The organism is Sphingomonas sp. RIT328 (assembly GCF_000632225.1).
GTDB lineage: Bacteria > Pseudomonadota > Alphaproteobacteria > Sphingomonadales > Sphingomonadaceae > Sphingomonas > Sphingomonas kyungheensis.
Map to the genome: position 1 here is coordinate 146014 of NZ_JFYV01000001.1, position 12714 is coordinate 158727.

Consider the following 12714-nt stretch of genomic DNA (forward strand, 5'->3'; position numbering starts at 1 on the left):
GTTTAACATTTGCGTGGTAGGGCAGCGATGATGTCCGACCTTTTCTCCGCGCCCGACCGGCCCGCCCGATGAAAAAGCGCGAACCCCGCGTCAAGGTGCTGGTGCGCGCGCGCATGCGGGCGGGATCGGAATGGACCGACGTGGTGATCCACAACATGTCGTCGCGCGGCCTGCTCGCCACCGCCGAGCCCGCCTGCCGGCCGGGAACGGTGATCGAGATCCGCCGGATCCATCATGTCGTCGTCGGCCGCGTCGTCTGGCAGAACGGCGCCTTCTTCGGCGTGCGGACGCAGGACCCGATCGACATCGACGGCATCGTCTCGGCCAAGCCGCCCGCGCACAAGCCGCAGCGCGGCGACGCGCCGGGCGCGGATCGGCGCGCCGAACGCCGCGTGCCCCCCGCCGAGCGCGAGGCGCAGAGCCGTCGCTTTGCCGCCGCCTTCCAGTTCGTCGCGCTGCTCGTCGCGATCGGCGTCGTCGGCATCTTTGCCGCCCGTCACGTCGGCGCGATCCTGTCGCGGCCGCTCGCCTCGGTCGGCGCCGCGCTCGACGGCAGCGCAGGGGCGACGCCGCCGAAGTGATGTCAGCGCGGAACCCGGCTCGCGCTGCCGCATTGCTCCGGTTTGCTCCCGATCGCACCGAGGTTCCCGATGACACTGCCTTCCGCCCCCGTCTGGTTCATCACCGGTTGCTCGACCGGTTTCGGTCGCGATCTGGCAAAGCTGGTGCTGGCGCGCGGCTGGCGTGTCGTCGTCACCGCGCGGGATGCGGAGCGCGTCGCCGATCTGGCGGCGGAGGCGGAGGACCGCGCGCTGGCACTGGCGCTCGACGTCAACGATGCCGGTCAGGTGGCGGCGGCGGTCGCGGCGGCGGAGTCGCGTTTCGGCCGCATCGACGTGCTCGTCAACAATGCCGGCTATGGCTATCAGGCGAGCATCGAGGAAGGCGAAGAGGCGGCGATCCGCGCGCAGTTCGATACCAACGTCTTCGGCCTGTTCGCGCTGACCCGCGCGGTGCTGCCGCTGATGCGCGCGCAGCGATCGGGTCACGTTATCAATTTCACCTCGGTCGCGGGGCTGATCGGCTTTCCGGGCTCGGGCTATTATGCCGCGTCCAAACATGCGGTCGAGGGCTGGTCGGACAGCCTGCTCGCCGAGGTCGCGCCGCTCGGCATCGCCGTCACCTGCGTCGAGCCGGGGCCGTTCCGCACCGACTGGGCCGGTCGTTCGCTCCAGCAGACGCCGGTACGGATCGCCGACTATGCCGACACCGCAGGCAAGCGGATGGAGTCGACCAGGCAGATCAGCGGCGAGCAGGCGGGCGATCCGGTCCGCGCCGGCCAGGCGATCATCGCCGCCGCCGAGGCGGAGACGCCGCCGCGGCATCTGGTGCTCGGCAAGTTCGGCTATGAGGCGGTGACGGCCAAGTTGCGGGAGCGGCTGGCGGAAATCGAAGGCCTGCGCGACGCCGCGCTGGGGGCGGACTTTCCGGAATAGCCGTCGCGGTCCGTGTTTGGGGTGAGGCAAGCGGCGGCGTTCGCGCTCCACCGGAGTGTTGGCGTGACGCGAGGATGATCGCGCGAAGACGCGAAGACGCGAAGATGTTGCGATCCGGCACCGGTCCGGCCTTACTCGAGAGCACGGCAAGGCGAAGTGCCTCTGTCCATATAGTCTCTCCGCGCCTCCGCGCCTCCGCGTGAACGCTCTTCCTCGCGGCTTCGCGCCTTCGCGTGAATCATCATCGCACGGGCCGCCCGAGGATTTGCGTTCGCGCGGAGGCGCGGAGGCGCGGAGGGTTGTCGAGGCGATCAGTCCTCCGTGACCTGAAGGTGAAGGTCTCCCGGCGAGGCGATGACTTTCGACGAAGTCGCCCAGCGCTCCGCAAAACACCAGTAGTCTCGCGCAGGCGGGAATTTAGTGGCCAGGCAGAACAGCGGCCTGCGGCGAAAAGAAAACTGGACTTCCGCCTCCGCGGGAGCATTGTCTAGGCCGGAGTAGCACCCATAGAAAAAGGGCCGGGATCGCTCCTGGCCCTTCTCCTATTCACTGCAAGCGGGCGACGCTTACGCGCCGGCCACCTCGGCGGTGTCGACGCGGATGCCCGGGCCCATCGTCGAGCTGACGGCGACCTTGCGGACATACTTGCCCTTGGCGCCCGACGGCTTGGCCTTGACCACCGCATCGACCAGCGCGTCGAAGTTGCGACGCAGGTCTTCCTGCGTGAACGACGCCTTGCCGATCCCTGAGTGGATGATGCCGGCCTTCTCGACGCGATACTCGACCTGACCGCCCTTGGCGGCCTTGACCGCTTCGGCGACGTTCATCGTCACGGTGCCGAGCTTCGGGTTCGGCATCAGGCCCTTGGGACCCAGCACCTTACCGAGGCGGCCGACGACGCCCATCATGTCCGGGGTCGCGATGCAGCGATCGAATTCGATCGTGCCGCCCTGGATCGTCTCCATCAGGTCTTCCGCACCGACGACATCGGCGCCGGCGGCGCGCGCTTCGTCAGCCTTGGGGCCGCGGGCAAAGACGCCGACGCGCACCGTCTTGCCGGTGCCGGCGGGCAGCGTCACGACACCGCGGACCATCTGGTCGGCGTGGCGCGGATCGACGCCGAGGTTGAGCGCGACCTCGATCGTCTCGTCGAACTTGGCGGTGGCGTTCTGCTTGGCGAGCGCGATCGCCTGGTCGACGCCGTGCAGCGTCTCCGACGAGATGGTGTTCGCCTTCTGCTTCTTAGTCAGCTTGGCCATCTATCAGCCCTCCGTCACTTCGAGGCCCATCGCGCGGGCGGAGCCTTCGATGATCTTGGTCGCAGCCTCGATGTCGTTGGCGTTCAGATCCTTCATCTTGGTCTGGGCGATCTCGGTCAGCTTGCTGCGCGCGATCTTGCCCGCGACGACCTTGCCCGGCTCCTTCGAACCCGACTTCAGGCCGGCGGCCTTCTTGATCAGGAACGACGCCGGCGGCGTCTTGATCTCGAAGCTGAACGAACGATCGGCATAGACGGTGATCTTGGTGGGCAGCGGCGTGCCCTTGTCCATGTCGGTGGTCTGCGCGTTGAACGCCTTGCAGAATTCCATGATGTTGACGCCGCGCTGACCCAGGGCCGGGCCGATCGGCGGGGCGGGCTTGGCGTCGCCTGCAGGAACCTGCAGGTTGATGTAACCTGTGATCTTCTTTGCCATGTCACTCTCGTTTCAAGTTTAGCGGTCCCAGCGGGCGTCTCCGCCCTCCCGCAAGCATCCAGCCGAGGCGTGGAAGCGGCGGCCGTTAGCGGAAAGCGCAAGCCGAAGCAAGCGACCGCCATCCGGCGAGGAGCGTATACGATCGGCCGGAGGTGATATAAGCAGGCGGTTCCTGGAGGAGGGTTGATTTGAAGACGATGCGCAGCGCCCTGATGTTCGCCGGTCTCGCGGCTCTGGTTCAGCCCGGCCTCGCCGCCGGACAGTCCGCGCCGCTCACCGTGGAGCGCATCTTCGGCAGCAATCCGATCCCGACCGATACCGTCGAAGGCGGGGAATGGACCGCGGACGGCAAGGGCTTCGACGCGATCGAACGGTCGTCGGCGATCGCCGGCGGCACCGACCTCGTCCGCTACGACGTCGCGCGGAACGGGCGCACCGTGCTGGTCGCGGCACGCGATCTCGTCGTGCCGGCGACGGGCAAGCCGGTCGAGATCCAGCATTACGCCTGGTCCGCCGACGGCAAGCGGCTGCTGATCCTGACCAACGGCCAGCGCTTCCGCCGCACGCGCGCGCTCGGCGACTATTGGCTGTTCGACCTGACGACGCGCAAGCTGCGGCGGATCGGCGGCGATGCCCCGGCCGCCAGCCTGCTCTATGCCGAATTCTCGCCCGACGGCAGCCGCATCGCCTATGTCCGCGGCAACAACCTCTATGTCGAGCCGACCGCCGGTGACGCGCCGCCGCGCCAGTTGACCCGTGACGGCAACGACCTGATCGTCAACGGGCTCGGCGACTGGGTGTACGAAGAGGAATTCTCGCTGCGCAAGGCGTGGTCGTGGAGCCCGGATTCGAAGACGATCGCCTTCTGGCGCTTCGATACCGCCGGCGTCGGCACCTTCTACCTCATCACCAACACTGTCGGCCAATATTCGCGGCCGATCCCGCTGCAATATCCCAAGGTCGGCACGACCAATTCGGCGGTGCGGGTCGGCACCGTCGACGTCGCCAGCGGCGCGACGCACTGGATCACGCTCGCCGGCGATCCGCGCCAGAATTACGTGCCGCAGATGAGCTGGGCCGGCAGCAGCGGCAAGGTCTTCCTGCAATATGCCAACCGCCTGCAGAACAGCTATCAGCTGCTGCTCGCCGATCCGGCGACCGGTACGACGCGACCCGTGTTCACCGAGCGCGACGCCGCCTGGGTCGAGGCGAATGACGATCCGACCTGGCTCGACGATGGCAAGCGCTTCACCTGGCTGAGCGAGCGTGATGGCTGGCGGCACCTCTATATCGCTTCCGCCGACGGCAAGACGATGGACCTGCGCACCCCGGGTAAGTTCGATGTCGTCAGCCTGCTGCGGGTCGACGCGGCGCAAAACGCCGCCTGGTTCATCGCCTCGCCCGACAATCCGACGCAGCGCTACCTGTATCGCGCGACGCTGACCGGCGCGCCGCACGTCGAGCGGGTGACGCCGGCGGGGCAGGCGGGGACGCACAGCTACGACATCGCGCCCGGCGCGCATTGGGCGCGGCATACCGTCTCGGCATTCGATCGGCCGCCGGTGACCGAGATGATCGACCTGACCACGCAGGCGCCGGTGCGCGTGCTGGCGCGCAACGCCGCGCTCGCCGACGAAGTGGCGCACGAGCCGCTCGCGCCGGTCGAGTTCACCCGGCTCGATCTCGGCAAGGGCGTGTCGGTCGATGCGTGGCTCCTCAAGCCCGCGGGCTTCGACCCCAAGAAGCGCTATCCGGTGCTGTTCCAGGTTTATGGCGAACCCTGGGGGCAGACGGTGGCGGACGTTTGGGGCGGCAACACCGCCCTGTGGCACCGGATGCTCGCCGAACGCGGCTATATCGTCGCGAGCATCGATCCGCGCGGCACCAACACGCCGCGCGGGCGCGACTGGCGCAAGAGCATCTACCGCCGCCTGGGCGTGATCGGACCGGAGGATTATGCCGCGGGGGTCCGCAGGCTGATCGCCGAGCGGCCTTATATCGACGCGACGCGGATCGGCATCTGGGGCTGGAGCGGCGGCGGGTCGAGCACGCTGCACGCGATGTTCCGCTTTCCCGACCTGTTCCGCACCGGCATCGCCGTCGCGGCGGTCTCCGACCAGACGCTGTATGATACCGTCTATCAGGAGCGGTACATGGGCCTGCCGTCGGACAATGAGGCGGGCTACAAGGCGGGATCGCCGATCACCTATGCGGACGGGCTCAAGGGTAATCTGCTGATGATCCACGGCACCGGCGACGACAATGTCCATTACCAGAATCTCGAACAGCTCGAAGACCGGCTGATCGCCGCGAACAAGCCGTTCACGATGATGGCCTATCCCGACCGTACCCACGGCATCTACGAGAAGCCGGGCACCAGCCTGCACCTCTATTCGCTGATGACGCGCTATCTCGAGGCGAACCTGCCGCCCGGCGGGCGGTGAGCGGCTCCCCCGCCGGACCGGTCGCGCGCCGCGCTAGAGCGGCAGGCTCGCCTGTTCCGCCGCCGCCACCTCGCCGTCGCGCACGATGCCCGAGAGCGTCAGGCCGAGCAGTCGCACGCCGTCCGGCACCGGCAGCAGCGCGTCGAGCAGCTCCCCGCCGATCCGCAGGAAGGCGGCGGGATCGCCGACCGTCGCGGTGAGCGAGCGGGCGCGGGTCAGTGTGCGGAAATCCGCATGGCGCAGCTTGAGCGTCACCGTCCGTCCGCGCGCGCCCGACCGTTCGATGCGGACCCATGCCGCCTCGGCGACGCGCGCCAGCGCCGCATGCAGCTCGGCGCGATCGGTCAGGTTGGTCTCGAACGTCCGCTCCGCGCCGACCGACTTGGCGACGCGATGCGAGCGGACCGGGCGGTGATCCTCGCCGCGCGCCGCGGCATAGAGATACTGGGCGTAGGAGCCGAAATGCGCCTGGAGGAAGGGCAGCGGCCGGTCGCGCAGATCGGCACCGGTATGGATGCCGAGCTGCTCCATCCGCGCGGCGGTGACGGGGCCGACGCCGTGGAAGCGCTTGACCGGCAGCGACGCGACGAAGGCCGCGCCCTTGTGCGGCGGGATGACGCAGATACCGTCGGGCTTGTTCTGGTCGGAGGCGAGCTTGGCGATGAACTTGTTGTAGCTCACCCCGGCGGAGGCGGTGAGGCCGGTGTCGGCTCGGATGCGCGCGCGGATCTCCTCCGCGATCGCGCTCGCCGACCCCAGACCGCGCACGTCGGCCGTCACGTCCAGATAGGCCTCGTCGAGCGACAGCGGTTCGACGGCATCGGCATAATCGGCGAAGATCGCGCGGATCTGCTGCGAGACCGCGTGATAGACCTCGAACCGCGGCCGTACGAAGACGAGATCGGGACAGCGGCGGATCGCCGTCACCGACGGCATCGCCGATCGCACCCCGAAGGCGCGCGCCTCGTAGCTCGCCGCTGCGACAACGCCGCGCGCGCGCGATCCGCCGACCGCGACCGGTCGGCCACGCAGCGTCGGATCGTCGCGCTGTTCGACCGACGCGAAAAAGGCGTCCATGTCGACATGGATGATCTTGCGCTGCGGAACCGGTTCGGCATCGGCCATGATCCCGTTTCGTTCCAAAATCATGACAGATCAAGGCGGCGTGCGACGAATGGGAGTAGGGGACGGTCATGGCCCAACCCCGATTGCCCGCCGCCGCGGGCCACACCGCCCTCGTCATCATCGACATGGTCAATGCGCTCGACTTCGACGGGGCGGAGCGCCTGCGCCCGGCGGCGGAGGCGGCGGTCGCCCCGATCCTGGCGCTTCGCGATGCGGCGGATCGGGCGGGGGTGCCGGTGATCTACGTCAACGACAATGACGGCCAGTGGCATTCGCAGCGCGACCGGCTGGTCGAGACGGCGCTGTCGCGCAACACGCCGGGGCGCACGCTGACCGAGGCGCTGCGCCCGCGCGACAGCGATTATTTCGTCATCAAACCGCAATTCTCCGGCTTCTACGCGACCAACCTGCCGGTGTTGCTGCCGCAGCTCGCCGCGAGTCGGCTGGTGCTGACCGGTGTCGCCGCCGACATCTGCGTGCTGTTCACCGCCGCGGATGCGCATATGCGGCAATATGAGCTGTGGGTGCCGGCGGACGGCGTGGCGGGCGACGATCCCGATCGCACCCGCTGGGCGCTCGAGATCATGAAGAACAGCATGCAGGCGGAAACGCGGCCGACCGACGCCTTCACGCTCGACGCATGGATCGCCGCCGCGAACCGACACGATTGTCCGTCGTGCAATCGGGGTGACCGAGGTTGCAATTGTCGCGGAAATCCAGCGGCGACATAGGCCTGTCGACGCCGCGATCCCGCGGCATCGATGGGAAATCGCCGTGTTCAGCCTGATCGTCCAGCTCGTCTCGCTCCGCCGCGCGCGCTGACGCGTCGCGCCTATTCGGCGTCGGCGAGTGCCGCCCGAACCTCCTCTTCGCTGACTCCGAACGCGCCGGCCAGTCCGGCGACCGACGCGCCGCGCTTGGCGAGTTCGCGCATCCGCGCGACATCGACCACCGTCGTGTAGCCACGCGTATCGCGCTGTTCGCGCACCACGTCCTTGCGACCGGATCCACGACGCCGCTGCGCCGCGGCGGCATGCGGATCGCCCTCGGCGAGCTGCTGCTCCGCCACGCGCCGCTCTTCGCGCGCGGCCTCTCGGGCGCGGGCGTCTTGCTCGCGGGCGGCGGTGCGGTCCTTGAGCCGCTGTTCGCTCTCACCCGCACGCGCCTGCGCCCGCGCCTCGCGGGCGGCGGCGCGTTGGGCGGCGCGATCGTCGAGACCGAGATTGCTGCGTACCCGCAGCCCGGCAGGCGAGGGCGTTCCCCAGCTCTTGTCGACCACCGACATGGCTCCGCTATGACAAGTCAGAAATGGCGCGCCCGGAACGATTCGAACGTCCGACCCTCAGATTCGTAGTCTGATGCTCTATCCAGCTGAGCTACGGGCGCTTGGGGCTGCGGCAGATGCCGCAGCCGATCGGGAAGTCATGAACCACCGTGCCTCCCGAAGACAGGGTGTGCGAGCGGCTTTGGCCAAAGCGCCGCGGTTATGCAAGCGCGAAATGCGCGTCAGGCGACGCGGCGGACTCCTTGACCCGCGAATGTGCCGACCGGCTCATGCGCCGGCTGCCTGGGCTGCGCGGGTGCCTTGCCGTCGCGCCATGACGGATCGCTGCGGTTCGCGAGCGTGCGGAAACGGCGGGCGCGGACGGTGCCCGAGGCGCTGGCCATGTTGAGGTAGAGGCCGTTGGGCTCGGTATCCTCGGTGACCAGCGACTTGGCGCCGATGATGCAGCCAGGCGCGATCGTCACGCCGGGATTGATCGTGCAATCCGCCATCACCCAGGTGCCGGCCTTGATCGTGATCGGCGCGACCTCGATCGACGGCGACGAGCGGCGCGCCGGATCGCCGCTATGCGGATGGCTGCTCGCGGTGAAGGTGCAGCGCGCCGCGACGCGGGCGCCGTCCTCGATCGTCAGCGTGTCGCCGCCGTCGAAATAGGCTTCGTTGTTGAGCATCGCATTGCGCCCCATGACGAGGTCGGCGGAGGCGAGCCAGCAGGAATGCCGCACCGTCGCCGTCGGATGGATGCGGGCACCGGCGAAGTTGAGCAAAGCGCGTCGCATCCGGTCGGACAGGAAACGCGATCCCTGTACGCGAAGGATGACGGAGCGCAGCTTCGTCCGTTTCCATTTCGTCTCGGGCATGAGGCTTTCGCTCCCTATGGCGCCAGAAGGAATCTTGCTGTCGCTCAGACAGCAAGGCTGACATATAGGTTAATGAACGATTTGTCATTCAGTCGTTCCCCCACTCGCCCCGCGAATCCACCGATCGACCGTCCGGGTGGCGGTGCCCGCCGAAACGGGGTGTGATCCGCCAATACGAAGGGATCGGTAAGCGCCGCGATGCCACCTGCGGGTGTATTACTGATATGGCACGCTTATCGCATGGCGGATCGCGATGACCATCGTCCACCGGTGGCCTGTCGGGGAGACGATCATGCCTTATGACCAGATGCCGATCCTGATGCTGGCACTGACGACAGCCTTGTCGCCGGTGGACGCCCATGCCGATGCCCGCGCCTATGCCGTGTCGTACAAGCCGGCGCGCGACGTCTATTGCATCCGCTTCTTCTCCGACACGATGCGCGATCCGCGGCCTAATACGCCGGCGCCGACCTGCATGACGCGGGCGAAATGGGCGCGGCAGGGTGTCGGCATCGTGCACCGGCGGCGCTGATCGTCCCGCGGCGGCGGTGGCCTGCAATAGGGCCGGACCGGCTTGGCACAATCGCCGACATCGTTACACTCGCCGCCGCCGGATCGGGCAGACTCGACCGGGACAGGGAGAAGGATGATGATCGGAACATTCGCGATGTTCGTCGCCGGTCTGGCGTCGGGTGCGCCTGACCAGGCCGTGCCGGCCCCGGCACCGGCGGCGCAACCCAGCATCTTCGACAAGGCGGTCAATGCGCCGGGGATCGGCTGGATGCCCTACGGCCCCAATCAGTCCGCACGACAGGTCGCGGCGGCCGAGGTGCCCGGCGGCAATGCGGTGCAGATCAAGGTGGCCAAGGCCGGCGCCAACGTCTGGGACAGCGGCGCGAATTATCCGACGATCAAGCCGATCGCGGCGGGCGATACGATGATGGTGATGATCTTCCTGCGCGCACCCAATGCCACCGACGCCGCGCCGATCACGATCCCGGTCGGGGTCGGCGGCGCCGCACCGCCCTATACACCGATCACCAGCGAGCCGATCAAGGTCGGTCCGACGTGGAAGCGCTATTATGTGTCAGGCGTTGCGAACGAGGCCTATGCGCCGGGCAAGGCGAACCTGTTCGTGCAACTCGCGGGTGCCAAGCAGGTGATCGAGGTCGGGCCAGCCTTCCTGATCGACCTCGGGCCGAACTTCGATCGATCCAAGATCCCGCACAATTGAGTCGCTCGACAGAAGGGGCGGGGGCGCGGCGTCGCTTCCGCCCTGACGGTGTCCAGCGGAATCCCCATAATTCCCAAACACGCGAGCGTCCCGCGCCGCGCTGGCTTTCGTAAGGTTATATCTAAGAAGGGAGGCTGCGGCCCCGTATGGGGGGATGTTCGCGGCTTAGAAAATGGTCGGGAAGAGAGGATTCGAACCTCCGGCCCCTGCCTCCCGAAGACAGTGCTCTACCAGGCTGAGCTACTCCCCGACGGAGTCCGTCCGGTGCCCTTCGAAAGGGTCCGTCCGTGCTTGGAGGCGCGCCTATAGCCAGCGTCGAAGGGGGATGCAAGCGCCGGATTCGCATGCTTGCGAAATCGTCGCACGAGGCTCTAGGGGCGGCGACGTGAACATGGTCGAAGCGCTCGCCGCTGCCCTCGTCATCGTCAACGTCGCGCTGGTCGCGCGGCGCAGCGTCTGGAACTATCCGGTCGCGCTGGTCGCGGTGGCGATCTACGCCTGGGTCTTCGCGACCGCGCGCCTGTACAGCGATGCGCTGCTGCAGGGCGTGTTCTTCGCCGCCAATCTCTACGGCTGGCGCAACTGGGCGCACAGCCGCGCGACGGCGGGGACGGTGATCGTCACGCGACTCGCACCCGTCGCGCGGATCGGCTGGCTCGTGGCGATCGTCGCCGTGGCCTGGGGCTGGGGGCTGCTGATGCACCGGTTCACCGATGCCGCTTATCCGTGGTGGGACGCGGCGCTGGCGATCGCCTCGGTCGCGGCGCAATGGTTGCAGGCCCGGCGCGCGATCGAGAGCTGGTGGCTGTGGATCGCGGTGGATGTCGGCAGCGTGCCGCTCTATGCGGCCAAGGCTCTGTGGATCACCGCGGCGCTCTACGCCGTGCTGCTCGGCCTGGCGATCTGGGGGTGGATCGACTGGCGCCGGGCGGCAGTGCGGCAAGAAGGAAAGGTTCGCGCATGATTCCGCGCTCGATCTGTCTGCATGGCCCGGAAAGCACCGGCAAGTCGACGATGTTGCCGCGTCTGTCGCAACATTTCGGCGGGGCGCCGTGCGTCGCCGAGTTCGGCCGCGCCTATACCGAGGCGTTCGGCACCGACCTGACGATGGCCGATCTGGTCGAGATCGGCAAAGGCCATGACGCCAAGGTCCGCCATGCCCTCGCCGACCGCAATTATCCGGTGATCACCGACACCGACCCGCTGATGACCGCGGTCTGGGCGGAGATGCTGTTCCACCGCCGCGACCCCTGGTTCACGACCTGGACCAACACCGCCGACATCTACCTGCTCTTCGACATCGACCTGCCCTGGGTCGAGGACGGCACGCGGATGTTCGGCGACGAGGCGGCGCGCCGCAAATTCTTCGAGCTCAGCAAGGCAGTGCTGGAGGAGCGCCGGCTGCCCTGGGCATTGGTTTCGGGTCAGGGTTCGGCGCGTTATCTCAGCGCGCTGCGCGGGATCGAATCGCTCGCGCAGGGCTGAGGGTGGGGGAGCGTGGCGCTCCCCCGGTCGGATCAGCTCGACGGTGCCAGCTTGGTGTTGAGCACCCAGCCGACATTGTCATTCTCGTCGGCGACCTCCCACCACAGGCCGTCCTGCTTGCCGGTCGGATAGACGATCGCGCCCACCGGCAGCGCGCGCAGCACCTTGCCCGCGGGCGTCGCGGTGGCGCGCAGCGCGACGGGGGCCTGGGCGGTGAAGGTCTTCTTGGGCGTCGCCTCGGCGGTACCGGCCGATCCCGGCGTGACGAGACCGAGCCCGGTGACGAGCTTGCTATACGCCTGGATGAACGACAGCGTGACGATCCGCCCCATGTCGGTATTGTCATAGCCGCCGCCCGCCGCCCCGGCGACCGACAGGAAGCCAATACCGCCGAAGCTGAGGTTGTTCTTGGCGGCATAGCCCTTCTCGGTCGCGACCGTTTCGGTGGTGCGGACGTTGGTCAGCGACAGGACGGTGTTCGCCTCCATCTTCTTGCTCTTGAGCCCGCCGAGCAGGCCACCGATCGCGCCGCCGATCAGCCCGCCCGCCGCGCCGGCGACGCCGTTGCCGCTGACGTTGCTGTTGGCGCCCTGGATCTCGGCGACGAGCACGTAATCGGCCGCCTTGATCTGGCCCTGGCCGACGTTGGCGCCGCGCTGCAGGCCGAGATTGCCGCCGATGTTGCGTTCGATCTGCGCGGCGTTGAGCCCGGTGCCGCGATCGACCAGGTTGAAGCAGCCCGAACGCTGGACGAGCACCTTGAGCAGCTTCGACGGCGGCGCGAGATCATATTGCGTCCACCAGCGCGGATCGTCGCCGTCGACGATCGCCAGCGTGCCGAGCTTGCGCAGGCAGTGCGGCACCTCGGCGGCGGTCTTGTCCTGAAGCTTCTGACCGACCGATTCGCGCGCCAGTTTCCGCGCATCCGCGCTGGACACGACCAGGCACACGCCGGTCAATGCGGCGATAAGCTGTTGCTTCCTAACTTTTCTGATTCTCCCCAAGCGTTGATCATGCTCGGGACACCGCCACAGGAGCCCCCTTTGATCGGCGTCGCGGAGCCTTCGGCATCTAGCACCCGGGCGGATCGT

Annotated in this window: 14 protein-coding genes and 2 tRNA genes; 8 read left to right on the forward strand and 8 right to left on the reverse strand. The window is 67.9% G+C overall.

Going from position 1 to position 12714, the window contains the following annotated elements; genetic code table 11:
* Positions 1-68 precede the first annotated feature (68 nt).
* Both BW41_RS00705 and BW41_RS00710 read left to right on the forward strand, forming a co-directional pair.
* Positions 69-581, forward strand: a complete 513-nt coding sequence (locus BW41_RS00705; RefSeq protein WP_037530321.1) for a PilZ domain-containing protein — start codon at positions 69-71, stop codon at positions 579-581.
* 69 nt (positions 582-650) lie between these two features.
* A complete protein-coding gene (locus tag BW41_RS00710) occupies positions 651-1496 on the forward strand; it encodes an oxidoreductase (protein ID WP_037530324.1) in 846 nt (281 codons plus the stop codon).
* Between the two features lie 566 nt (positions 1497-2062).
* Here the strand turns inward: BW41_RS00710 and rplA are convergent.
* Both rplA and rplK read right to left on the reverse strand, forming a co-directional pair.
* Positions 2063-2755, reverse strand: a complete 693-nt coding sequence (gene rplA, locus BW41_RS00715; protein ID WP_037530327.1) for a 50S ribosomal protein L1 — start codon at positions 2753-2755, stop codon at positions 2063-2065.
* A gap of 3 nt (positions 2756-2758) precedes the next feature.
* Entirely contained in the window at positions 2759-3190 is a 432-nt protein-coding gene (gene rplK / locus BW41_RS00720; protein ID WP_037530328.1) for a 50S ribosomal protein L11, read from the reverse strand.
* A gap of 197 nt (positions 3191-3387) precedes the next feature.
* Between rplK and BW41_RS00725 the strand changes: the two genes are divergently transcribed.
* Entirely contained in the window at positions 3388-5634 is a 2247-nt protein-coding gene (locus BW41_RS00725; protein WP_037530816.1) for a S9 family peptidase, read from the forward strand.
* Positions 5635-5667: 33 nt separating this feature from the next.
* Here the strand turns inward: BW41_RS00725 and dinB are convergent, their stop codons facing one another.
* Entirely contained in the window at positions 5668-6759 is a 1092-nt protein-coding gene (dinB, locus tag BW41_RS00730; protein ID WP_037530330.1) for a DNA polymerase IV, read from the reverse strand.
* A 68-nt stretch (positions 6760-6827) separates the two neighbouring features.
* On the opposite strand from dinB, the gene BW41_RS00735 reads away from it, so the two are divergent.
* Entirely contained in the window at positions 6828-7490 is a 663-nt protein-coding gene (locus BW41_RS00735) for a cysteine hydrolase family protein (RefSeq protein WP_081792816.1), read from the forward strand.
* 101 nt (positions 7491-7591) lie between these two features.
* Here the strand turns inward: BW41_RS00735 and BW41_RS00740 are convergent, their stop codons facing one another.
* The 3 genes from BW41_RS00740 to BW41_RS19900 form a co-directional block, all read right to left on the reverse strand.
* Positions 7592-8044, reverse strand: a complete 453-nt coding sequence (locus BW41_RS00740; RefSeq protein WP_235199443.1) for a hypothetical protein — start codon at positions 8042-8044, stop codon at positions 7592-7594.
* A gap of 24 nt (positions 8045-8068) precedes the next feature.
* Positions 8069-8145, reverse strand: a tRNA-Arg gene (locus tag BW41_RS00745).
* A gap of 120 nt (positions 8146-8265) precedes the next feature.
* Positions 8266-8904 (reverse strand): acyltransferase, encoded by a 639-nt coding sequence (locus BW41_RS19900; RefSeq protein ID WP_051583146.1) that lies wholly within the window; start codon positions 8902-8904, stop codon positions 8266-8268.
* 292 nt (positions 8905-9196) lie between these two features.
* Between BW41_RS19900 and BW41_RS00755 the strand changes: the two genes are divergently transcribed.
* Positions 9197-9436, forward strand: a complete 240-nt coding sequence (locus BW41_RS00755) for a hypothetical protein (protein ID WP_152542032.1) — start codon at positions 9197-9199, stop codon at positions 9434-9436.
* Positions 9437-9553: 117 nt separating this feature from the next.
* A complete protein-coding gene (locus BW41_RS00760) occupies positions 9554-10138 on the forward strand; it encodes a hypothetical protein (protein ID WP_235199444.1) in 585 nt (194 codons plus the stop codon).
* 173 nt (positions 10139-10311) lie between these two features.
* Here BW41_RS00760 and BW41_RS00765 read toward each other — a convergent pair.
* Positions 10312-10388: transfer RNA gene (locus BW41_RS00765), tRNA-Pro, on the reverse strand.
* Positions 10389-10529: 141 nt separating this feature from the next.
* Between BW41_RS00765 and pnuC the strand changes: the two genes are divergently transcribed.
* Both pnuC and BW41_RS00775 read left to right on the forward strand, forming a co-directional pair.
* On the forward strand, positions 10530-11102 hold the full coding sequence (gene pnuC / locus BW41_RS00770) for a nicotinamide riboside transporter PnuC (protein ID WP_235199462.1): 573 nt from the start codon (positions 10530-10532) through the stop codon (positions 11100-11102).
* Complete coding sequence (locus tag BW41_RS00775; RefSeq protein ID WP_037530335.1) at positions 11099-11623, forward strand: AAA family ATPase; 525 nt, start codon at positions 11099-11101, stop codon at positions 11621-11623. The genes pnuC and BW41_RS00775 overlap by 4 nt, the downstream gene beginning before the upstream one ends.
* 32 nt (positions 11624-11655) lie before the next feature.
* Here BW41_RS00775 and BW41_RS00780 read toward each other — a convergent pair whose 3' ends face one another.
* Positions 11656-12561, reverse strand: a complete 906-nt coding sequence (locus tag BW41_RS00780) for a CsgG/HfaB family protein (protein WP_235199445.1) — start codon at positions 12559-12561, stop codon at positions 11656-11658.
* Between the last annotated feature and the right edge of the window lie 153 nt (positions 12562-12714).

Excerpts from the sequence above, each read along its gene's own strand:
- BW41_RS00705 (WP_037530321.1), top strand. The coding sequence starts at position 69 with ATGAAAAAGCGCGAACCCCGCGTCAAGGTGCTGGTGCGCGCGCGCATG.
- BW41_RS00710 (WP_037530324.1), top strand. The coding sequence starts at position 651 with ATGACACTGCCTTCCGCCCCCGTCTGGTTCATCACCGGTTGCTCGACC.
- rplA (WP_037530327.1), bottom strand. The coding sequence starts at position 2,755 with ATGGCCAAGCTGACTAAGAAGCAGAAGGCGAACACCATCTCGTCGGAG.
- rplK (WP_037530328.1), bottom strand. The coding sequence starts at position 3,190 with ATGGCAAAGAAGATCACAGGTTACATCAACCTGCAGGTTCCTGCAGGC.
- BW41_RS00725 (WP_037530816.1), top strand. The coding sequence starts at position 3,388 with ATGCGCAGCGCCCTGATGTTCGCCGGTCTCGCGGCTCTGGTTCAGCCC.
- dinB (WP_037530330.1), bottom strand. The coding sequence starts at position 6,759 with ATGGCCGATGCCGAACCGGTTCCGCAGCGCAAGATCATCCATGTCGAC.
- BW41_RS00735 (WP_081792816.1), top strand. The coding sequence starts at position 6,828 with ATGGCCCAACCCCGATTGCCCGCCGCCGCGGGCCACACCGCCCTCGTC.
- BW41_RS00740 (WP_235199443.1), bottom strand. The coding sequence starts at position 8,044 with ATGTCGGTGGTCGACAAGAGCTGGGGAACGCCCTCGCCTGCCGGGCTG.
- BW41_RS19900 (WP_051583146.1), bottom strand. The coding sequence starts at position 8,904 with ATGCCCGAGACGAAATGGAAACGGACGAAGCTGCGCTCCGTCATCCTT.
- BW41_RS00755 (WP_152542032.1), top strand. The coding sequence starts at position 9,197 with ATGCCTTATGACCAGATGCCGATCCTGATGCTGGCACTGACGACAGCC.
- BW41_RS00760 (WP_235199444.1), top strand. The coding sequence starts at position 9,554 with ATGATCGGAACATTCGCGATGTTCGTCGCCGGTCTGGCGTCGGGTGCG.
- pnuC (WP_235199462.1), top strand. The coding sequence starts at position 10,530 with ATGGTCGAAGCGCTCGCCGCTGCCCTCGTCATCGTCAACGTCGCGCTG.
- BW41_RS00775 (WP_037530335.1), top strand. The coding sequence starts at position 11,099 with ATGATTCCGCGCTCGATCTGTCTGCATGGCCCGGAAAGCACCGGCAAG.